The organism is Pseudomonas sp. GB2N2 (assembly GCF_054897705.1).
This window is the reverse complement of record NZ_CM142701.1, coordinates 3,700,753-3,723,682: the sequence shown is the minus strand read 5'-3', so window position 1 is coordinate 3,723,682 and position 22,930 is coordinate 3,700,753. Positions and strand designations below refer to the sequence as shown.

General features: G+C 58.9%; 12 protein-coding genes. 7 read left to right on the top strand and 5 right to left on the bottom strand.

All coding sequences use genetic code 11. The features are described 5' to 3' along the window. Nucleotides 1-77: 77 nt before the first annotated feature. Nucleotides 78-971, bottom strand: coding sequence for a LysR substrate-binding domain-containing protein (locus tag ACYZT4_RS17205; RefSeq protein ID WP_461981592.1), 894 nt, complete (start codon nucleotides 969-971; stop codon nucleotides 78-80). Between the two features lie 161 nt (nucleotides 972-1,132). Between ACYZT4_RS17205 and ACYZT4_RS17200 the strand changes: the two genes are divergently transcribed. The 7 genes from ACYZT4_RS17200 (at nucleotide 1,133) to ACYZT4_RS17170 (ending at nucleotide 8,382) form a co-directional block, all read left to right on the top strand. Further along, a complete protein-coding gene (locus ACYZT4_RS17200) occupies nucleotides 1,133-1,897 on the top strand; it encodes a sulfite exporter TauE/SafE family protein (protein WP_461981590.1) in 765 nt (254 codons plus the stop codon). Between the two features lie 125 nt (nucleotides 1,898-2,022). Next, complete coding sequence (locus ACYZT4_RS17195; RefSeq protein ID WP_461981588.1) at nucleotides 2,023-2,934, top strand: LysR substrate-binding domain-containing protein; 912 nt, start codon at nucleotides 2,023-2,025, stop codon at nucleotides 2,932-2,934. A gap of 103 nt (nucleotides 2,935-3,037) precedes the next feature. Next, nucleotides 3,038-3,931 carry an NAD-dependent epimerase/dehydratase family protein gene (locus tag ACYZT4_RS17190; protein ID WP_461981586.1) on the top strand — a complete coding sequence of 298 codons (894 nt, stop codon included), beginning with the start codon at nucleotides 3,038-3,040 and terminating at the stop codon, nucleotides 3,929-3,931. Nucleotides 3,932-4,155: 224 nt separating this feature from the next. Beyond that, a complete protein-coding gene (locus ACYZT4_RS17185) occupies nucleotides 4,156-5,505 on the top strand; it encodes a GntT/GntP/DsdX family permease (protein WP_461981584.1) in 1,350 nt (449 codons plus the stop codon). Nucleotides 5,506-5,520: 15 nt separating this feature from the next. Next, nucleotides 5,521-6,381, top strand: coding sequence for a MurR/RpiR family transcriptional regulator (locus tag ACYZT4_RS17180; protein WP_461981582.1), 861 nt, complete (start codon nucleotides 5,521-5,523; stop codon nucleotides 6,379-6,381). A 1-nt stretch (nucleotide 6,382) separates the two neighbouring features. After that, nucleotides 6,383-7,858 carry an N-acyl-D-amino-acid deacylase family protein gene (locus ACYZT4_RS17175; RefSeq protein ID WP_461981580.1) on the top strand — a complete coding sequence of 492 codons (1,476 nt, stop codon included), beginning with the start codon at nucleotides 6,383-6,385 and terminating at the stop codon, nucleotides 7,856-7,858. A 155-nt stretch (nucleotides 7,859-8,013) separates the two neighbouring features. After that, entirely contained in the window at nucleotides 8,014-8,382 is a 369-nt protein-coding gene (locus tag ACYZT4_RS17170; RefSeq protein ID WP_461981578.1) for a glyoxalase superfamily protein, read from the top strand. Between the two features lie 42 nt (nucleotides 8,383-8,424). Here ACYZT4_RS17170 and ACYZT4_RS17165 read toward each other — a convergent pair whose 3' ends face one another. The 4 genes from ACYZT4_RS17165 to ACYZT4_RS17150 are packed head-to-tail and all read right to left on the bottom strand — an operon-like array spanning nucleotide 8,425 to nucleotide 22,918. Beyond that, nucleotides 8,425-11,226, bottom strand: a complete 2,802-nt coding sequence (locus ACYZT4_RS17165) for an RHS repeat domain-containing protein (RefSeq protein WP_461981576.1) — start codon at nucleotides 11,224-11,226, stop codon at nucleotides 8,425-8,427. Then, a complete protein-coding gene (locus ACYZT4_RS17160) occupies nucleotides 11,223-15,725 on the bottom strand; it encodes a SpvB/TcaC N-terminal domain-containing protein (RefSeq protein WP_461981574.1) in 4,503 nt (1,500 codons plus the stop codon). The genes ACYZT4_RS17165 and ACYZT4_RS17160 overlap by 4 nt, the downstream gene beginning before the upstream one ends. Next, nucleotides 15,722-20,305 (bottom strand): Tc toxin subunit A-related protein, encoded by a 4,584-nt coding sequence (locus ACYZT4_RS17155; RefSeq protein ID WP_461981572.1) that lies wholly within the window; start codon nucleotides 20,303-20,305, stop codon nucleotides 15,722-15,724. The genes ACYZT4_RS17160 and ACYZT4_RS17155 overlap by 4 nt, the downstream gene beginning before the upstream one ends. Before the next feature lie 33 nt (nucleotides 20,306-20,338). Further along, nucleotides 20,339-22,918, bottom strand: coding sequence for a Tc toxin subunit A (locus tag ACYZT4_RS17150; RefSeq protein WP_461981570.1), 2,580 nt, complete (start codon nucleotides 22,916-22,918; stop codon nucleotides 20,339-20,341). Nucleotides 22,919-22,930: the final 12 nt, after the last annotated feature.

Here is a 22,930-nt window from a genome sequence, read left to right as displayed (position 1 = left end):
AGGGGCAGATATTACTCTGCGCGGCGGTTGTCATACAGGTGGCGGATGGGCCAAACACTGTTTTTCAAGTGAGGTTTTCAAGTCGGGTTTTCAGCGCGCAACGCGTCGAGCAACGCCTTGGCATAACCGGGCAGGCCGGTGAATGAACGGGCGCACAGCAACAGTTTTCGCCGGGCCCAGTCTTCCTTCAGGGCGAAGCTTTTGAAGGGTTGCTCGACGCCCCGGCGCTGGATCGCCGCCAGCGGCACAATGGCCAGGCCAGCGCCGTGAGCGACCATGCGCATCACCGCATCAAAACCTTCCGCGCGGATGCGGATGGGCAGGCGCGCGCCCGCGTGCAGTGCCTGCTCTTCGAGGTATACCGCCAGTGCGCTGTTGACGCTGAGGCCAACGTAATCGTGCTGCAGGGTGTCGCTGAAACTCGGCGTTTCGCCCTCGGCCAAGGGATGCCCGGGCGGCGTGATCAGCACGAGGGGATCGTCGCGGAAGGGCAGGGTTTTCAGTGCATGCGTGTCCGCCGCGTCGGAGACGATGCCGAGGTCGGCGGCACCTTGGCGCAGCGCGTGGGTGATGCGAGCACTGGGCAATTCCTGGAGGTCGATGTCGAGATTGGGATGGTCGCGGAGAAAGTCTGCGAGCACTTCCGGCAAGTGCTCGGTGATCGCCGTGGTGTTGCACAACGGGCGCACCCGACCTTTGACGCCTTTGGCGTATTCGGCCAGGTCCTGCTGCATGCGTTCGGCGTGCTGCAGCAAGAGCCGGGCGTGCTGCGCCAGGGCTTTGCCTGCGGGTGTGGGCGTGACACCGCGCCGACCACGTTCGAGGAAGTCGATGCCGAGCGAAGATTCCATCGCGCGGATGCGTGCGCTCGCCGCCGCCAGGGACAAATGGCTGCGCGCGGCGCCGGCGGTGATGTTGCCGCTGTCGAGGATGTGCAGGTAGAGGCGCAGGTCGGTCAGGTTGAAGTGCATTCAGTAACCTTCAGGTGTGCAGTGTCCGGGCGGACGCCATCGCTGACTTGCCAGCGATGGCGCCAGTCGGCCCGACCATTTTTTAAGCCTCTATCAAAACAAGAGGCACCCTCAGTATATGGCGGATTTCCACAAGGCCACTCCGGGTTCAAAATGCGCCCATGACTACACTTGCCACTTTCTACCAAAACCTCGGCCTGACCCTGTCCCTGATGGTCATCGCCACTTTCCTCCTCGCCGGTGTGATCAAAGGCGTGATCGGCCTCGGCTTGCCGACCATCGCCATGGGCCTGCTCGGTCTGGCTATGGCACCGTCGCAGGCTGCCGCGTTGCTGATCATCCCCGCGACGGTCACCAACGTCTGGCAATTGGCATTCGGCGGGCATCTGCGTGATTTGGCGAAACGGCTATGGCCGATGCTATTGGCGATTTTCATCGGCACCGGTGCCGGCGCACTGTGGATCGGCATGTCCGGCGGTCATTGGGTGGTACGGGGACTGGGCGGGGCGTTGCTGCTCTATGCGCTGAGTGGATTGTTTCTGCCGACCTTGCGTATAAAAACAGGCACCGAACGCTGGCTCGGTCCGCTGTGCGGCCTGCTGACCGGTATCATCACGTCCGCCACCGGGGTGTTCGTGATTCCAGCGGTGCCGTACCTGCAAACCCTGGGTTTGAGCAAGGATCAGCTGGTGCAGGCGCTGGGCCTGTCGTTCACCGTGTCAACCCTGGCCCTCGCCGCAGGCCTGTTGTGGCGCGGGGCGCTGGGCGGTGGCGAGTTGAGCGCGTCATTGCTGGCGCTGATTCCCGCAGTGCTCGGCATGCTGTTCGGGCAATGGCTGCGCCAGCGGATCAGCGCCGTGCTGTTCAAGCGTGTGTTCTTCACTGGTCTCGGCGTGCTCGGCGGGCACTTGCTCATCAGTGGGTAGCTGTTGACGGGCTGAGCCTGCCAGAGGTGTTCAACCTCTGGGCCTGAGGCTCGGCTACTATCGATGTCTGAAGCCAACACTACGAAAAGCGATTTGAGCCAATGAATTTTCGATAAGGAACACCGGTGAAAGCCAGATCCGATGAATTGCAGATTTTCGTCTGCGTGATTGAGTGCGGGTCGATTTCCGCCGCCGCCGAACAGGTCGGGCAAACGCCTTCGGCGGTCAGTCGCACCCTGTCGCGGCTGGAGGCCAAGCTCGATACCACGCTGATCAACCGCACCACCCGGCGGATGGACCTGACCGAGGAGGGCAAGTATTTCTTCGAGCACGCCAAGCGGATTCTCGATCAGATGGACGAACTCGAAGAGCGTCTGTCCTCACGCCAGCAAACCCCGTCCGGGCGTTTGCGGATCAACGCCGCGTCGCCGTTCATGCTGCACGCGATTGTTCCGTACATCGACGAATTCCGCCGGCTCTACCCGGACATTCAGCTCGAACTCAATAGCAACGACCTGATCATCGACCTGCTCGAACAGAGCACCGACATCGCTATCCGCATCGGTACGCTGGCCGACTCGACCCTGCACGCTCGTTCGCTGGGTTGCAGCCCGCTGCACATCGTCGCCAGCCCGGCTTACCTGGAGCAACACGGCACACCGCTGGTCGTTGAAGAGTTGAGCGGGCATACCCTGTTGGGCTTCACCCAAAACGAAGGCCTCAACCAGTGGCCGTTGCGTTACGTACATGGCGATCGCTGGCCGATCCAGGCGTCGATCGGTGCGTCCAGCGGCGAAACCATCAGGCACCTGGCGTTGCAAGGCCAGGGCATTGCCAGCCTGTCGGACTTCATGACCATCGACGACATTCGTGCCGGGCGCTTGAAAGTGCTGCTGGCGGATTTCAACAGCGGCTATCGCCAGCCGATTAACGCGGTGTATTACCGCAACTCGCAATTGGCCCTGCGGATTCAATGCTTCCTGGACTTCATCCAGGGCAAATTGGCGGTCTACGCGGATTCAGATTTCAAGGGTTGATTCGTGACTCCTGCGCAAGAGTGAATTGGGTCAGCGGGGATTTTTCGCCGGCGGCCACTGCTGGATACTCGTTGCATCACTTATTAACGCAGGGAGTTTCTCCATGAACGTATTCGTTACCGGCGCCGCCGGTTTTATCGGCGGCTCCATTGCCACCGGCCTGATCCGCGCTGGCCATACAGTCACCGGCCTGGTGCGCAGCGCCGAACAAGCCAATGAATTGCGTGCGCTGGGCATCACCCCGGTGATCGGCACTCTTGACGACAGCGCATTATTGGCCGAACAGGCCCGCGCGGCTGACGCCGTGATCAACGCCGCCAGCAGTGACCATCGCGCTGCGGTGGAAGCGTTGCTCGAGGCCTTGCGCGGTTCCAACAAAGTGTTCCTGCACACCAGCGGTTCGAGCATCGTCGGCGATGCATCGGGCGGCAAATCCAGCGACGTCATCTATTACGAAGACACGCTGCCGGAACCGACCGTCGACAAGGCGGCCCGCGTGGCCATCGACAACCTGATTCTCGCCGCAGCGAAGGACGGCGTGAATTCCGCCGTAATCTGCAACACCCTGATCTACGGCCACAGCCTGGGGGTCAAACGTGACAGCGTGCAGTTGCCGCGCTTGTTGAAACAGGCGCGCAAAAGTGGCGTGGTCCGGCAAGTCGGCACGGGGCAGAACATCTGGTCCAACGTGCACATCGAAGACGTGGTGGCCCTGTATCTGCTGGCACTGACGAAAAATGTACCCGGCACTTTCTACTTCGTTGAAAGCGGTGAAGCGTCGTTCGTCGAGATGACCACGGCGATTGCCCAGGCGTTGAAACTGGGTGAGCCGCAGGATTGGCCGTTGAAAGACGCCGAAGCCGAGTGGGGTTATGAAATGGCCAACTATGGTTTGGGCTCCAACAGTCGGGTGCGCGGCAAGCATGCTCGGGTGTTGCTGGGCTGGGCGCCAAAGCGGACGTCGGTGGTTGAGTGGATTCTTGACGAGATGGTGTGAGTTCGCTGTAGACCGCGTCATCGTTCTTCGCGGGCAAGCCCGCTCTCACAGGAAGCGGATGTAAATTCGCATGGCTGAGTTTCATATTCAGCGACGCTGCATATCCAAAAACGACATCCCTTACCCCTGTACGAAAATAACTTTCACCTCGTTTGAAAATCACCTCTCGAAATGTTTTAAGAGTTTCACAATCCATTCGACGTGACCCTTTCGAGGAGTACCGCATGACCCTGTCCTTCGGCTATTGGCTGCTGGTGTATGCCGCCATCGCCATCATTGCGCTGATCGTTCTGATCGCCCGCTACCGACTCAATCCGTTCATCGTGATCACCCTGGTGTCCATCGGCCTGGCGCTGCTGGCCGGCATGCCGGCGTCCGGCGTGGTCGGGGCGTACGAGGCGGGCGTGGGCAAGACACTGGGGCATATTGCGCTGGTGGTGGCGTTGGGCACGATGCTCGGCAAGATGATGGCCGAGTCCGGTGGCGCGGAGCAGGTGGCGCGGACCTTGATCGATCGTTTCGGCGAGAAGAACGCGCACTGGGCGATGGTCTGCATCGCGTTCCTGGTCGGGCTGCCGTTGTTCTTCGAGGTCGGTTTTGTGTTGCTGGTGCCGATCGCTTTTACTGTGGCGCGCCGTGTCGGTGTCTCGATCCTGATGGTCGGTTTGCCGATGGTCGCCGGCCTGTCGGTGGTGCATGCGCTGGTGCCGCCGCATCCGGCGGCGATGCTGGCGGTGCAGGTGTATCAGGCCTCCGTTGGGCAGACCTTGATGTATGCGATTCTGATCGGCATTCCGACCGCGATCATCGCGGGCCCGCTGTACGCCAGGTTCATCGTGCCGCGCATTCAACTGCCGGCGGAAAACCCGCTGGAACGCCAGTTCCTCGACCGCGAACCGCGTGAGCGCCTGCCAAGCTTCGGCCTCACCATGGCGACCATTCTGTTGCCGGTGGTGTTGATGTTGATCGGTGGCTGGGCCAATCTGATTTCCACGCCGGGCAGCGGTTTCAACCAGTTCCTGCTGTTTATTGGCAACTCGGTGATCGCCCTGTTGCTGGCAACCTTGCTGAGCTTCTGGACCCTCGGCATCGCCCAGGGCTTCAACCGCGAATCGATCCTCAAGTTCACCAACGAATGCCTGGCGCCGACCGCCAGCATCACCTTGCTGGTGGGCGCCGGTGGCGGTTTGAACCGGATTCTGGTGGAGGCCGGGGTCACCGACCAGATCGTCAGCCTGGCCCACGAATTTCACCTGTCGCCGCTGATCATGGGTTGGCTGTTCGCGGCGCTGATGCGCATTGCCACCGGTTCTGCGACGGTGGCGATGACCACGGCGTCGGGGATTGTCGCGCCGGTGGCGCTGGGTCTGGGTTATCCGCATCCGGAATTGCTGGTGCTGGCGACGGGCGCCGGGTCGGTTATCTTTTCCCACGTCAACGACGGCGGCTTCTGGTTGATCAAGGAATACTTCAACATGACCGTCGCCCAGACCTTCAAGACCTGGACCGTGCTCGAGACCCTTATTTCGGTGGTCGCTTTCGCGTTGACCGTGGGTCTTTCCTACCTGATTTAACCGGAGTCGCCTGCCATGGACATCCTCTACCAGATCCGCGCCCGTCAGGATTCCTTCAGCGCCGGCGAAGGACGCATCGCTCGGCTGATGCTCGACGACGTAGGATTTGCCTCGGCGGCCAGCCTCGATGAGCTGGCGCAGCGGGCGGAAGTCAGCACCGCCACGCTGTCGCGTTTCGCCCGAACGGTGGGCTGTCGTGACCTGCGTGATCTGCGCTTGCAACTGGCTCAGGCCAGTGGCGTCGGCAGTCGTTTTCTCGACCCGGCAGGCACACCCGATCAGTCGGCTTTTTATGGGCAGATCGTTGGCGATATTGAATCGACCTTGCGTCAGCATTTGTCGGCGTTCGACGAGTCGCGCTTCGCCGATGCGGTCAAGTTGCTGCGCAAGGCGCGGATGATTCATGCGTTCGGCATGGGCGGCTGCTCGACCTTGTGCAGCGATGAACTGCAAGTGCGCCTGGTGCGGCTTGGCTACCCGATTGCGGTGTGCCATGACGCGGTGATGATGCGTATCACCGCCGCCAGCCTCAGCGCCGAGCACGTGGTGATCGTCTGCTCGCTGACCGGCATCACCCCCGAGTTGCTCGAAACCGTGGAGCTGGCGCGCAACTACGGCGCACGGATTCTGGCCATCACCCGTGGCGACTCGCCGCTGGCGCAACTGGCCGACATCGTGCTGCCGCTGCAAAGCGCCGAGACTTCGTTCATCTACAAACCCACGGCGGCGCGCTACGGCATGCTGCTGGCCATCGACGTGCTTGCCACCGAGCTGGCGCTGGCCAATCCTGAAGACAATCAAGAACGTCTGCGGCGGATCAAGCTCGCCCTCGACGATTACCGCGGCGGCGACGATCACTTGCCGCTGGGAGACTGACATGATGTACGACACGCTGATTCGCAACGCCCTGATCATCGACGGCAGCAACGTGCCTGGTTACCGCGCCGACGTGGCGATTCTGAACGGGCGCATCGAGCGCATCGGCGACGTGCAAGACGCAACCGCAACCGAAGAAATCGACGCCGCCGGGCGGGTGCTGGCACCGGGTTTCATCGATGTGCACACCCACGACGACACGGTGGTGATCCGCCAGCCGCAGATGCTGCCCAAGCTCAGCCAAGGGGTGACCACGGTGATCGTCGGCAATTGCGGCATCAGCGCGTCACCGGTGAGCCTGAAGGGCGACCCGCCAGACCCGATGAACCTGCTCGGCACCTCGGCGGCCTTCGTTTATCCCACCTTCGGCGATTACCGCGCGGCGGTCGAAGCGGCGAACACCACGCTGAACGTCGCGGCACTGGTGGGCCATACGGCGTTGCGCAGCAATCACCTCGACGACCTGTTTCGCACCGCCACGGCGGATGAAATTGGCGCGATGCGCAAGCAGTTGCGCGAAAGCCTTGAGGCCGGCGCGTTGGGTTTATCCACCGGCCTGGCGTACGCCAGCGCGTTCTCGGCGTCCACCGATGAAGTGATGCAACTGACCGAAGAACTGACCGCGTTCGGCGCAGTGTACACGACCCATTTGCGCAGCGAATTCGAGCCGGTATTGGAGGCCATGGACGAGGCGTTCCAGATCGGCCGGCATGCCCAATCCCCGGTCATCATTTCCCACCTCAAATGTGCCGGTGCCGGTAATTGGGGTCGTAGTCCGCAGCTGTTGGCATCGCTTGAAGAGGCGGCAAAAACCCACCCGGTGGGCTGCGATTGTTACCCCTACGCGGCCAGCTCTTCGACCTTGGACTTGAAGCAAGTCACCGATGCGCATCGCATCACCATCACCTGGTCGACGCCACACCCGGAACTCGGTGGCCGCGATCTGATGGACATCGCCGCCGAATGGAACGTTTCGCTGCTGGATGCTGCCCGCCGGCTACAACCGGCTGGCGCGGTCTACTACGGAATGGATGAAAACGATGTGCGAAGAATCCTCGCGCATCCACTGTCGATGGTCGGGTCTGACGGCTTGCCGGAAGACCCGTTCCCGCATCCACGCTTGTGGGGCGCTTTCCCACGGGTGCTCGGGCATTTCAGTCGCGACGTCGGGCTGTTTCCGCTGCACACGGCGGTGCACAAAATGACCGGCTTGTCCGCGGCGCGCTTTGGCTTGAAGGAACGCGGCGAAATCCGCGAAGGGCATTGGGCGGACCTGGTGCTGTTCAACCCCGAAACCATTCGCGATGTCGCCGATTTCAATGATCCGCAACGGGCGGCGGAAGGGATCGACGGGGTGTGGGTCAACGGTGTGCTGAGTTACAGCGAGGGGCAGGCGAACGGGAAAAGAGAGGGGCGGTTTCTGGCGCGGCAAGGCGATTTGCGCGCAGGTTTTCAAGGCTGTCGCAAATCCCCGTAGGAACCTGGCTGGCCAGCGAAGACGATGGAACTGTCGACATTTTTTTGAACGGGTTGGCGTAGTGGCACATTGCAACTAAAGAAAACCGTCTACGAGCCGAAGCGCTAACACAAGCCCGGCTACAATCCGGGCCTTACCAGTCTGGGAGCAACGAGATGAGCTTCGGCAAAACCACCCCGATCCTGCGGATTTTCGACGAACACAAAGCCGTGGAATTCTACGTCGACTTCCTCGGTTTCAAGATCGACTGGCAGCATCGGTTCGAGCCGAATTTCCCGTTGTACCTGCAAGTCTCTCGCGGTGAATGCGTGCTGCATTTGTCAGAGCATCACGGCGACAGCACACCGGGTTCGGCCTTGCGCATCGAGACCGATGAGCTGGAGGCCTTTCAGCAGCAGCTGCTGGCCAAGGACTACCCGTTCTCGCATCCACAGATTCAGGCCATGCCCTGGGGGAGTCAGGACATGACCATCAGTGATCCGTTCGGCAATCGCCTGGTGTTTACCAATGCGATCAGTGTTTGAACTATCAAAGCTTTTAGAACGTTTCTGTGTCAGGCGATGCTATCAACGGCCAGCACCACTGATTTGCTGTACATGAGCCTTGTAGCCTGCGTAATCCGTGGGGTTGCGCCGGGTCCAGACCCTGACCGTATCGGGAATGATGCCGCTGCAATTGAAGCAGGCAATAAAGGGCTCGACAGCATCGTTACCAAATAATTTGGTAGTGGACACCGTTGTGTACTCAAGCAATCTCTCCGCCTGGTCCGGGTAGAGCGCGACAATTGTATTCAGCCCCCGAACTTCACCATGAGCCCCGGGTGCGCCAGCTCTTACGGGAATGATCGCGCCACTCTGATCGATATGTTTCTCGATTGAATCTCGGGTCCATTGCTGAAGGTCATGGGCGTTTGCACTTGTTCTGCTTAACGTTGGGTGTTCCTTCAGTAAGTCGGGACTTATTTTTATTTCGTGGAGCGGGTCATCTTTGGTGACGTGGTATCGACTGGCTAGATCTGCCATGTAATCAGCTGTATGACTGATTTTGTAGCTGCCGAAGTTCAAGTAGAAATCAGGACTCGTAGCGGTGCCTGCATAGTTGCTGTCCACCCCGCGGTATCCCGTCGGGCCGGATTTGGGCCCTTTGATATTGTAGAAACCGGAAGCTTTCACCAGCCACTCATATTGGGGATCTGAAAAGGTGGCATAAGAGTGAACGACAAGGTCTTTGAGGCTGTTTTTGCTGAGGCCGCGCTGGGGATCGCTCCCAGCGGCATTTGCCGAGGGTTTGGGCTGTTTTTTTGATGGGCCGGCCACGTTTGGGCTCGAGGTCATTACGATTTTTTGCGCAATTGCATCCTTGTTCCAAGGGAAGCTGTAATCGATCAGCTCCACTTTTCCCAACCCTTGCTGATCGAAAAATCTCACGGGGTTGTTCCCCACCATGCAGTACAGATTCAACCCATCCGCGGCCCCCGCCGGATCGGGGCTGATCCAGCGCTGCAACCACGTCGCGTAATACCGGTGACCGTAGTAATACAACCCACTGGCATCACGCTCCTTGCCGGAATAGCGGAGGGTTCGATAGTCCGCCTCCACCTCCGAGCGCGACGCCGACCAGGCCGTTCCCCCATAGGGCAAATAGCTTTCCTGACTGATCAACCACCCCTGATCATCCAGTTCCATTGAGCTGGAACCCAGATGGTCGTTCAGGCTGTAGCGCAGTTGATGGGTCGCGATACCGGCGGGCCTGCCTTTAGTCCAATGCAGATAACGCACACTGCAACGACCGGCCTGCAGGGTAATGACTTCGAGGCGCTCGTTATGGCGGGTGCGGATTTCGAGGCCGGGCAGGTAGCGGACTTCTCGGGTATGAGTCATCGATGCTGCGTAGGTTGTCTGTACCTTGCGTACCCTTTGACCGCCGCTGTCGTAGCGGTACTCCTCGATGTCTTCGCGCCCGTCATCACGGGGGACCAGCGTGACGCTGACAAGTTGATTGCGCGCGTTCCATTCCAGCGTCTGGTCCGGGTTCAGGGCCTGTTGATTTCCGTTGTCATCAAACCCCGCATTCAACCGGGGTGTCGAATCACCCTTGTTCCAGGACAGCAATCGATTGCTGTCAGTCGCGACGTTCAGCGTGCGGGTGTAGTTGTTGCGGTCGCGGACATGGCGCAGCTGCGTCAGGTTACCGCCGCTGTCGTATTCGTAGTGTTCGGTAAAGTTGAACAGTTGCAGCGCGTCAATCGGTGCCCGGCTGGCGCGTGGCAGCTGCAGCTGGATCGCCTGTGCCGCGGCCTCTCGGCCCGTCGCACTGGTCAGTTGATAGAGGCTGTCATAGGTGAAGTGGCTGACGGCTTCGACCCGCTGGTTGCTGCCGAACTTCACGGGTTGAGCCCTGTCCTCGATGCGCGTCACGTTACCCACTGCGTCATAGTCGTAGTGCAAGTCCTGCAGGGTATTGCCGGATGCGGTTGCGCTGAGTGATGTCAGGCGACCGCTGGCCGGATCAAACACGGCGCGGCTGACAACACCGTTGCCGGCGGTCTTGGCCTGGATCTGGCCAAATGCATTGTAAAGAAGGTCCTTGAGGATCACCTGTTCAGTGGTCGCGTCCTTGATCAGCAGGCTGATGGATTTGAGCTGGCCGGCAAGATCAAACGAGAAGCGCTGTCGGTGCTTACCGGCATCGATCTGCTGGATTGTTTCGCCCAGGGCATCGTATCGCCAAGCCGTTTCATGGCCATCGCCCGCTTCAAGCAGATCGTCACGATAGGCTGCGTCTGTTGGCCAATTCGCCTGTGTGGGATCGAAGAAGAAGCGGCGTATGTGTCTGACGGGTTTGGCGCACAGTGCGTATTCATGGATGAGCAGCGTACCGGCGGCGTCATCGTGTCGAATCAACGCACCGCAACGATTGTGTCCGGCCGATTGCGCCGAGCTGTCGCCATAGCCGAGGCGTTCGATCACCCGCAGCGATCCATCGCGTGTTTCCTCCTGGATGACGGTCGGCCTCAATTGATCGTCGTAGGTGGTTTTCCAATGGGTGCCGCGCTGATCCCAGCTGTGCACTGTCTGGCCGGCGTCACCAGGCAAACTCAAGCGCCATCCGGCGTCGACGCTGTCGACCCGTACTGTTTTGCCGGACAGGCTGTAGACGATCTTCTGATTGGCATCCGGTGCGTTGCCAAACAGGCGTGGGTCCCATTGCGCAACCAGGCGTCCGGCAACGTCGTGGGTCTGACGGGTGATTCGCGCTTGAGGATTGTCGTCGGCACTGCGGCGCCAGTACGCGATGTGCCGCACCGGCAGGCCGCGGCTGTCGATAGCGCTGATCGTGGGGGTCTTGCGGTGAAGGCGCGCGTTCATGCCTTACCTCCGGTGGTGGCCGAGGACTGTTCGGCCATGACTTCTTCCAGCGTATCGTTCTCGTCCTCATCCACGGTGTACCAAGGGTGACGGGTTTGGCGCCGCCTATAGGAATGGCCGTCCTGTTTTGCAAGACGCGTGCGCACCAGGCGCCCCAATGCATCGTAAAACTGCAGGTCGCAGTGACCAGACTCCCGCAGGGACGAATCGTTGATATAGCGATGCTGATCGGCGAAGTAAGGGCGGTAGACGCGGATCGCCAAACCCTTGTTGTTGTATTCCACCCGTTCACTGACACGCCAGCGCTTCGCTGCGATCCGCTCCGTTGGTTGTCCGTCCTTGAGTTGCAACGCTCCCTGGGTGGACACGGCGTAGGCCATTCCCGGTTCGACCTGTTGCTTGGTTTGCAAGGTTCGGCCGAAGCCATCGAAGCCGGTCAGGGTGATGCGGATCTGTTGCTGGTCATCGTCGGGATAACGATCGGCAACGAGGGCGACGGTATGGACTGGCTCGCGGATTGAGGCATCGATTTCGGCTTTCAATTTCACTTCGTCGGAAGACAGCGACTCAAGGTCGGCCAGGCGTTTTCGGGCTTGGGCGCGAATGAATCCACCGGGCAGCACCTCACTTTTCGCGATGCAACGTGCCAGCCAGCCAGCGTCCTTCATCCCGCTGTCCGAGACGCGCGCCATCCAGCTGAACGGGGCGGTGAATATGGCGCTCGCGGCGTTCTGCAGCGCTTTTTTACTGTCTTCGATGGCATCGGCCGGGCGGAGATCTGTCGTGCGGCGGTAATCAGTGAGCGGCTTGAAACCGACGAATTTGTTGCCCTCCTTGCCGTAGACACTGCTGGCCTGTATCTGGCCAAAGTTGTCGTAAAGCGCTTCTTGAATGTTGCCATTCGGGTCGGTGATGCGCAGAGCGCCCAACGAGCGATAGTCGTGAACAGCCTTGGTGATGCAACCATCCGGGCGTTTGAATTCGCTGACGAAACATTGGTACCGGTCGTAGCTGACCGCAATGACACCATGGCTTTTACTGGGCTGTACCGTCTGAGGTTTGTAAAAGCCCTGCAACGTGGCGTAGGTGCCAAAGCCACTCTTGATCGACCAGAGCTGCTTGGGGGTTTTACCGTTGGGGGGCGTGTCATCGGGGAAAAAACCGGTCATGCGCTGGTAACCCATTCGGGTGAGCAGCCCCCCTTTGGGACGTGTCGATTGCGTCAATACGTCGAAGGCTTTGAACGCTGTTTCATCCAGCTCGGCAGTTTCCAGGTGATCTGGCAAGGCTTCAAAGTGCGCATGCCCATCCTCCAGAATTTCACGGGTCACGGTGTTCTTGTAGCGCTGGACGGAGAGGCCGGTCAGGGTGACTTCGGTTGCCCAGGCCTGTTCGCTGGCAAGTTTGATCAGCGTTTCGCAATTCAGGTTCGTGGTGATAACCCCGCCGGTTTCGGGGGACTTGGGGCGTTCCAGTGCATTGGTACGTCGTCGAAAAGGCAGACCCAGCCGCCATGCCTGGGGTTGACTGAGGTGAATGAATTCGGCGCGAGTTTCGTGCAGAAAGTGCAACTGCTGCGCTGGATCATGGGCAGACTTCCACCATTCAATCTCGTCCATTGCGCTGAGCCGCGAGTCATCCCGGAGGGTTTTGCGCCGGGCATAACGGACCGTCACGCTGTGGGTCAGCGCGCCATAGAAGTCGTGCTGCAGATTGAGGATGTGCTGGCATTGCGGGTCATCGACAATGCCTTCGTATTGGTAATCGAGGGTTTCCAGCGGTAACGGCAGCATCCGGGCATAGCGCCGACTGCCCTCCGGGGCGTGGAGCATACGCACCCGATATCGGTGTTCCTGAACCGAATACAGCGTTGTGCGCATCAACCGTTCATCGACGCCGAAGATTTCGCTGCGCAGCAAATGCCCACTCAGGGCTCGAGCCATTTCCAGAGCGGTTGCAGGATCCGGTGAGGAGATGAGCGTGTCACCCTCGCTCCCCGGTTGATATTGGCAAAGCAGTGCCTTGCCCAGTGCCACGGCAGCCGTGTCCCCTTCGTGATAACCGGTGCGGGGCAGATCCACGGCTCCACCGGTATGGAACCAGCTTTTTTTCAGGCACGGTGTCGTAAAATCCTGCGAGTCAGCATCGCCGGGGTGGGATTCACTGTCGGTTTGCTGCAACAGGCCGAAGCCGCGAAACTCCCGCTCGATACCGTCGTAATAGCCTTGGCGATAAGAAAAGCGCTGGGTCAGCAGGTTGCCGGTAATTTCGTCATGCTGCGTTTGCTTCGATACCACATGCAGCGCGAGCGGCAGATGACAGGTCAGGGGTTGGCCGGCTTTGATTCTTTGCGCTTTTTCATCCAGCCATTCCTGTGCGGAGCTGCGGTAACTGATGCTCGCGGCCGCGCCCATGTTGTTATTGGTGCCGGTGAGCAGGTACGGTTTAGCGTCGACGAAGTCGTACCGCCAATGCTGCGCCGTCATGTGCGGAACGCTCAGGACCAGGCTGGAACAGCCGAGACCCTGCAAGTCGGCGATGCTCACCTGGCATAGCGAGTCGTAGCGGACACCGGTTGGCCAGGGCAGCGAAACCTGAGGCTCGAATCCATTGCCGCTGCGGTTCATGAAAATCAGCGCCCGATCCGCTTCCAGATAGATCAGGTCGGCAGCGCCGGAACCGTCCAGATCGGCCAGGCGAATACGTGCGGCATCGAACGTCTCGTACGCCAGCCCTGGCGAGCCCAGCACCCGCCCTTTGCCAAAACGTCCGCGGCCCAGAGTGGGCCAGCACTTGATTTCGTTGTGACGAATGCGCACCAAGTGTTGTTGGCCGGTTCCCAGTACATCGCTGAAAGCCACCAGTTCGCTGGATGAAGAGCTCAGTAAAGGAAGGGCGTCTTCGTCTTGCTGACGAAGCACTTCACGAGCCGCCGAAAAACCCTGTTCTCGCTGATTGGCGTACAAGCGCACGCTGCGCGGACCGATCAATGCCAGGTCGTTGAGCCCTTCGCCCATCAGATCGGCCAACTGCCCTTGCGGATGGAAAAACTCCGCCGGGAAGGCACTGAAGGAGGCCAAGTCCGACCAGTCACGATCCGGACCCAGTGAAAAAAAACCGCTGTACCCCGGCTGAGCAATGACCCAGTCCAACCGGCCATCCCCTGTAAGGTCGCCGAGTGTCTGGCGCAGCGGTTTCGTAGTATCCGCAACGGGAATGGCGGGCAATGCTCGCCAATCATCGTAGGTCACTTTATCGGGCCTGGCTGTGTCCCGCATGGGTTCACGGTAATGCCAGCCAGCGTCGTTGCGAAAGAGCACACCGGGCAGGCCTTCTCCGTACAGGTCGACCAGTTGATAACCTCTGCCATCGTTGACACCGGGCATGTCCTGAACAGGCTGCCAGACCCGTGCATCGGGCAAGCACTTGAACTCGCTGTAGGTGAACTCGACGGGAGGACGGTTCTCGGCGGTGCCGGCGCTGCCAAATGCCTGCTCGTGGGCCGCGCTTAAATGCTGATAACCCAGGGACGTTTGGCGGTATTCGAGCAGCAGTCGTCGCACCAGAACGGGGGCGGCGCCCAGTTCATCGGGAAAACGGTGGAACATCAGCACCTGGCGGCACAGGCGTTCAGTGCGTAATTCAAAGCCGCAGGCGAAGCTGGAAAACCCATCGTCACGTGCATGCCACTGAAGGCCGTCGTAGGCGGGTTTCGCGTCGTAGTCGGTACTGCGTTCGCCGTAGTCGAATACCAGTTCGAAATGCCACTGCGCCAACTTCAGTCGATCGGCATTCCATGCGTACAGCTGCGCGTCGGCCTCGACATTGCCATAGCTCACGCGGCTCAGGTAACGCTGTGCGCAATCTGCCTTGTACTGGTAAAGAATGTGCTCGCCGTGGGCATTCAGGCTCTCCTCCAGCAGCCATTCGCAGACCTGTTCCAGTGCCTGCGGATCGGCACGGCGCGAAGGCGGATTTTTTCCGTACAGATGAAGGCTGCCATCGGCCCCGTGCACCAGCCAGAAACCGGCTTTGTCGTTTTCGGAGGACCAATGTTCAATGCGGTCGAAGCTGCTTTCCACACGTGGAAAGTGGCGCAGGACGGTGTAGGTCGTTTCAAGTTCGAGGTCGTTGTAGTGCTTGATGGCGGTAACGACGACAACGCCCGTTGCGTCGCGCTCGGGCATCCAGACAACACCGTTGGCCCCGACAATCTCGTCATCGTCGTCATAGGCCGGCACACCTTTGCGGGTGCGTCGTGCAACGGTGGGTAGCGACAGTCCCCAGCCGATGCCGAACGCACTGTTGCCGACCGAACTGGTGTAACCGAGCGCCAGAGAAGGCGCAAAACCACGCCCCGGTGAAATCGGCAAGGTCAGCTCATAGGATGCCGCGCCGTGGGCGCCGATCGCGCCCCAGCCTTTACCGATGCTTTGAATGGCCCCGCCACCCTTGGGCAGTGACGGCGCGTTGACCGGCAATGCGCTCTGCTCGTTCATTGCGCACCTCCGACTCGGGCCGTGTAGCTCACGTGCACGATGATGTCGGTCAGTGACTCCAGCATGGTTTTCTGCGCTTCGGGGTTCGGGAAGGTCAAACGCCAGGTGGAGATGGCGCCGGTGTATTCGAAAGGCAGGTAACGGTCATCGTTGACGTTGAGGGTGAACAGGCCGTTGTCGTCGACGCCTGTGGAGAGGGCGACTTGCTGGCTGGCGCGTTTGCTCTCCATGCCCGGCGCTTTTTCCTCGGCTGACAGGAACACTTTACTGGCGGTCTGGGTCAGCGTTGCGCGGATGTTCTCATAGGGGCCGAGCAGGGCGGGCAAGGACACACTGACGGACTTGATGCGCCGCAGGTAATGGTTCTGGTTTTTGTAATCCTCCTCGAACATGGCGTGGGTCAGTTCGAAATCACAAGCACCGTTCTTGAGGTCAGATTGAATCTGCGCCCAGGTCTTATTGACTGAACGGTCCTTTTCCTTGATCTGACGCAGCGACACCGTCTTGCGAATTTCCAGCTCGCGCTCGTGACGTTGCAGATAGTCAGCCTGCATTTTCAGCAGGCTCAGCTTCAACTGCTCCCCCGCGCCAAGTCCCCGGTAGGTTGTGTTCCAGGCCTCGGGTCGAACGTAGCGCGTGGTGAAATCGGCGCGTTCGTATTGCCAGCAGGCTTCAGCGGCCAGGCTCAGCGCCAGAACGACGTCGTAAGCCTGGTAGTAAAGCGCGGCGAACTGGCTGTTGAGCCACTGGTAGAGCTGCGATTGGGTGAAACGTTTGCTGAGGAAGTCGTAGCTGGCCCTGGTCTGGCTCAGGGTCGTTTCGGCCTGACGTAATTGCAGGCGTGTGGCGGTTTCCTGCTCGGTGAAATGGGCGAGTTGCGCCTCGATCTGTGCCAATTCGAGTTGTGCCTGGTCACGGGTCAGCGTCCATTCCTCACGGCGTCGACTGAATTGCGCTGTTCGGTCGAGATGGGCCGCCGCGGTACGGTCCGAGATGGCGGAGCGTTGCGCCAACGCCGTGGCTGCGTGCATCGCGCCTTCCCAACGACTGCCGCCATTGCTGAAACCGAAGATGGTGGGAACCATCATCATGCCGCCCGCCACGACCTGCGCTGCCGAGGCCGTAGCCTCCGATGTGCCGCTGCTCAAATACAGCTGACTGGCCTGGGATTCGGTTGCGTTGACGTCCTTTTCCAGCAATTGCTGGTAGTGATTGACCCGACCCTGGACGATTGCCTTGCTGGCCAGCAATGCCTGGCGATTCTGACGGTCAATGCGCAGCGCCTGGGTTTGCAGGTCTACGGACGTCTTCGCCAGTTCCCAGGCTTGCTGCTGTTGCAATTCCTGCAGATGAGCCTGCTCTTTGCGTTCGATCAGCGACAACAGCGTGGCGCCGAATTGGCAGATACTTTCCGCGGCATTCAGGGCCTGCCCGTGCATGACCGTGAAGCGATAGTGCGGGATTGGCGTGCTCGGCAAGCGCGAGGCAACCTCTCCCGAGCCGCCCTGTGCAGAGGGGCCGGACAAGTCGCGAGGATCCAGCGGCGTGGCAAACAGCGGCAAGTGCAATGGCTTGCCGATGATGTCGAGGTTATGCCGCAGGTTGTATAAACGGCTTTCGGCAATGTCCCAGCGCTTGAGCAGTGCCGGGTTGAAGGGCAGATGCAGGTGCGAGGTATCGACAGCGGACACTGATTTTCCTGATTCGCCTGGTCGTATGGTCAGTTGCGGGAACGCGTCCGATCGGGTTAAAGCGCTCTCGAATGCGCGCAAGCCATCGCTGGTGGATTTACTCAAGTCTTGCAGGTTGATGGCTGCCCATTGATCGGCCCGCTGCACAACCGGACGTGAACCCAGCAGCCCCAGCGTTCGCACATACCAGAGCTTTGCCTCGCCGAGGCTGTCAGGCGACAGCTCGCGATACGCGGCATCACCTCGGTTTATCAGAATGTCCAGGTACAGAAAATACAGCGCCTTGCGAAAATGCACCGGATGGCTGAGGGCGATCTGGTGAGGATCATGGGGTGCGTGATCGCAATAACAGACGACGTCGGAACGGGTCAAGGGCACGGCGCCCCAGTAGAGCGACTGGCGATCGTTGCCACCGCGAGCCGGGTTGAACAGGTACTCGATCCAGCGCTCTGCTTCGTCGTACTGCTGTTCCACGTTTAATCGGTGAGCAATCAGCCATGGCACATACAGGAATAGTTCTGTGAAATAGCGACCGTATGGCCCGTGGAAATCCATCCTGTTGGTGGCGTCGCCGTAGAGGGGCGGCTCTGGCAGATGCTGCGTGTCCCAACCGAACAACTCATCGAGACTGTTCTCTGTCCGCCGGATCAACTCGGCGGCAAATACGGTGTTCAAGCGGATTGGCTGACGAGGCTGCTGGCGGCTGTCGCTGTGCTTGATATCCGACGATGAGAAATCAAGCGCTTGCGCGGTCCCCAGTTGGCTGGTGCCGTCGCCGGTAATTGTTGGAGGTAAGCGGGAATCCGCGGCGAGAGGAAATTTCAGTTCCAGGGATTTGAGGGCGGAAAAAGCTGTCTTTTGCGGATCATCAGAGCGGCTCCACGCGACACCGTAGTAGAACGTCTCACCTTCTTTTCTGACAGCGTCGCTCTGCCAGGTATACGAAAAACTCTCCTTCAGATGCCTGGCGCCTAGCGATTTTGCAATCACCGTCAGGTTCGAATAATCAACATTGATTTTTTCGTTGGCATTGGTTTTTCGGAAAATTATATGGTGGGCGTTTAGATGCCCCTCATCGGAAACTTGAAGGTGATCGAATGTTCTACGGCCAAATTTGTTTGTCAGGGAAATGCTGAGCGTTTGAGATTTATCCAGATGCACAAGATGCCGCAATGCGACGGTGGACATGAACTTGCCGCTTATATCGTCTCCCTTGTCGAATGAGAAGCCAGAGCCGATGGCTCGGTCTCTCAGAACGTCTGTCGAATGGCCATCCAGGGACAGCGTGTTGGCGAGATCATTGTTGATGTCGGCAGGTAGCGTCAGCGTTGAGCCATAACCCAGCTTCACATAGGGTGATTGCGAGAAATCCAGGTCGGGAAGTATTAGAAGTAACTCTGGCACTGGATTCGATTTTGAGAGGTTGCCGAGTCTTAAAAGCGTTGTGCCGTCATGTTGGGTTGTCAGATTAAGCGTAAAGGCTGACGTGTCCGCGTCAAACCGTGACTCCGAACTTATTGAAGTCTGGTGTCCATGGAAATTCCACACGGCTGCATCTGTGGGATACGGCGTGGTGTATTGCGAAAATATAGGCTGGGCGTGCGTTTTGAACTGCAAACTTGAGTGGATTTTTAGTGCGCTGGCGTCACTGCGGCTACTGTGGCGAAGTAATTGAATGATCTCTTTTTGATTGATGTGGCGAGACGTTTTGCCGTTTTCTACCCCGCCATTGTTTCCGGTTTTTAAGACGCCCGGTTCGATAGTGAGGTTGTGGTCGATGCATGCCGTTTGTACAAAAATGAATCCGTTTTCGGCAGGCTCTGTTGAACTCGCGGTTTCCTTCAGAGCGCACAGGGCGACGAACAGCACATCGTGAGATTCTTTTTGGTGATGCACCGCGAGGGAGTCAATCAATGGCTTGATGGCGTTCAGGTCCTTGCCACGTAGCGTTTCATCTGCGCAGTAACCTTGCAGGCATGTGCGGGGCGTGCTCCAGCTACCGTCATGTTTTTTGTAGCAAAGGTTCAACCGCAGCAAAGGGTTGCTCTGTTGTTTTGCGCTTTCACCGGTCTGCGAGGATGCGGAGTTGACCGCAGCAGGGTCCTGATGAACGCATTCTGCCCAGATAATGAACAGACGATTGTTGAACCACACCGGACGAATGGAATGCTCGACAGCATCGTTCGGAATCGGCACGTCGGCTTTTTCCCAATCCGACCAGGCTAGCGGATGAGGTTGATCCTGTTTGGGTGCATTTTCCTGCGTAGACGCGCTGGTGAACGGGCGTTGAGCCATGTTCAACGAGCGCCAGAAGTAGGTATTTTCGCTGCGGGATTTGGCAATGAAGTAGTAGGTGCCGTTGGCGAAATCGTCGCTATCGATATAGCCGTTGAGGATGTTCAGGTTGGCGACTTCTTCGAACCGTGTCAGGTAGGCCAGCACGGCTGACTGAACGGCGCCGGGTTGAATGCGGTTCTGGTTCAGGTCGTTTTCCAGTTGCCGGAAATTGTGGCTTTTGTTGTCTCTCAGGCTTGGGTCCAGGTACACCGCGGGGAAATACAGCAGCTTTTGATGAGCGGCCCAGGTGGGATACTGATGCATCTCGTTGCGCCAAAGACGCAAACGTTCGGGCGTTATGCTTGCCGAGTCGTAACCCGGCTCCATGTTCATCAGGATGCGATTGACGTATTGCTGCAGGCTGGCAATTGCACAGGCAACCGGTGTGGTAGGCACATCCTGGCTGACCAGCACATCGAGTAACCAGTGTTCGTAGAGATCCTCGGCAGTCTTGAGCTTCGGACCTTTTATAGGCGCAACCTTGGCAAGGTAATACGCCAACTGGGCATCGCGCAGGCTTTCATCAAGCTGCTTTTTCAGGGCAACGGTCATATTCAATCCTTGAATGTTGAAGTGGGGGAACAGTCATTGACGGGCAGCGATCAGGGCTTCACCCACGGCTTTCCAGTCGGGTGCGGGGCTGTCGGTGGTCAAGGCGGTGGCCTTGAGCAGCAGACTTGCCGACAGCCCTGTGCGCATGCAGCAGTCCTGGCAGCGCATGACCCAGTCCACGTCTTCCATGGTCGTGGCGCATTTGTTTCCCAGTATCGCGGTCAGGCTACTGACCTCTTCGCTGCTCCAGTTCAGGAGTTTGGCCAGCAGGCCGTTAGCTTTTGTCTCTGAAAACCGAGACGAATCCTGATTGGCGAGACGCAAGTAATGCAGAAGGTTGTCTTCTGACTGCGTTTGATGGCGCACGCAATGACTGAAGCGTTCGAGTAAGTAAAACGTTTGCGGCGTCAGGGTTTCCGGGTTGTTCGAGGCTAGCCAGGTCGGCTGATTCATCAAATGCTCAAGCGTGCTGCTGCTCAGGTCGAGTCCGCGACAGGCTTCGACCGCGCGAAGGACTGTGGCCAACGACTGCGGCATCTGTCCCGGCGTGGTGTGCTGGATATCCGCGAAGACTGCTTCTGCAGAGGAACCGCCCATCAACATCACGCAGGGGACGAAGTCGGCGGGCAGGTCGGCGATGTCATGCAGCAGCGTTTCCACCAGGCGCTGCTGCTGGTCGCGGGAAGGCGTGGCTTCACGGCGCAGTGTCTCCAGATGACGCTCCAGACTCGGGTTGAGCGGTAACGCCTCCTGCGTTGAGTTGAACAAACGACACCACTGCAGCACATCACGGTTGTTTTGCTTGAGCCAGTCAACCGCCCATTGCATGGCCATCAATACGTCGAGTATGTCGGTTGTCGAAAAATAGGGATCGCTGATTTTGCCTGTCACCAATAACTCGCAAAACGCTTCCCCACCCAACGTCCGTGCCATTTCCGTGCACTCGACGGGCGACAAGCCAAACAGCTGTGCGATGCGAGCCTGGCGGTAGAGTGAAGACACCGTGGGTAAGTCGTTTTTAAATGAAGAAAGGTGTTCCCTGGTTTGTGCCACGAGCAATAACAGCGAGTCTTGTGTGACGGTCAGGCCCAATCCGGCGGCGAGATAGTTGAGGCTCGGTTGCGAATCGGCGGCTGCAACATCAATGTCGCTCCCTTTGTTTTTCAACAAAGGACTGGGAAGCAGCTGCGTGCGGTTGAACACTTGATCGAACAACGGAGCACGATCACCGCCAGCGGAAGTGGGCATGTCGTACAAGAGCGAAGCAAACTCTTCGGGCGCGATGCCGTGACGCTGATTCAGGTATCGATACACCCCAAGCACACGGGCGGTGTTTGGATTGAGCCACAGCGATTTCAGCCCCGTGAGTAATGTCGTGCCGTCCGAATGCAAGGCGTTGACGATCAGCGTGTCCAGTTCGGCAGCGGGGATGCCGGTCCAGCGCTGCAACCGGACCATCCGCAGCAGAAGGTCAAAACAATGAACGGGAAGGAAGTCAAACACGGGCGGATTCGTTGCATTGACGCTTGATTTGTTGCGGGCAGATGCTGCATTGATGTACTCGCACCCGTAGAACGGACGATGGGCATCCGGACTGTTGACGGAGTTGTTCGGACGGTGTTTTCCCTGCGCGAGCAGCTGATCAATCTGCTCCATCGTCAGCCCGGTGAGCGCCTTGAAGCGATCAACGGCAAGCCTTGGATCTGAATCCTTGGTGCCGTAGGCTTTTACCTCCACGTCGGTGTCGTGCCCCTCGGTCAGGATTTTCTGCTGTTCCGGGCTCAGGCCGGATAGCAGCTTTTGAGCCTCGGAAGCGGGCTTGGAAACGCTTCCGTAGTTAGACCCGTGGAGCAAAAAAGGAAGTTTCAGACTGACCCGGTAGTTCAACTCGCCCAGTGCCGGTTTATCCGCGCCCAAGCCGAGCAGGCACTGGTGGTGATAACGGTCGTAAGGCAGGGAGAGCGGGTAGCGCTCGCTCGCCAGTACCGTGCGAACAGTCCTCTTCCTGATGCCTTCGGTTTTATTCAAGTGCTCCCGGATATGACCGCTCAAAGTCTCGTTGACGATATTCAGCATCGGTTTTGCCGCGAAAGCGCTGTGGTGGTCCAGCAACAGATTTTTTAGATCCGGGCGTCGTTCCTCCAGGGTGATTTTGTCCGCATTTACTGAAGAATTTTCCAGTTGACCGGCAAACAGATACAGCGCCCGCAGATAGGCCACCGGCGAGTCGATAGCGGCGATATCACCGTCTTTGCAAAACTGCGCCCAGTTCTCGTTGAACAGGTTTTGATAGGTGGCGGTTGTTGACGTCGAGCTGGAACCCGCACTGCGCCGAACGCGCCGGTGAGTATCGCCGGACGACAGTTGATGCTCCTGATACAAACGGCTGATGTGTCGGGCGTAGCTCAGCGCATTGTCATACGCCTGATCGGCGTCTGCGTCGGTGTGCTCTTTGAGTGCCTGGGTGAATTGCGCTTTGGTCAAGCGCACGATGTCGAATACCGATTCAAACCCCATCCGCTGCAGGGCGGTTTTGAAATCGACTCGTGTCCCGTCCTCGCTGCGTGTGGAGTCAACGAGCCTGTGCAACAGCGAGTCGTTGCTTACGTCCATGTGGGGTCATTC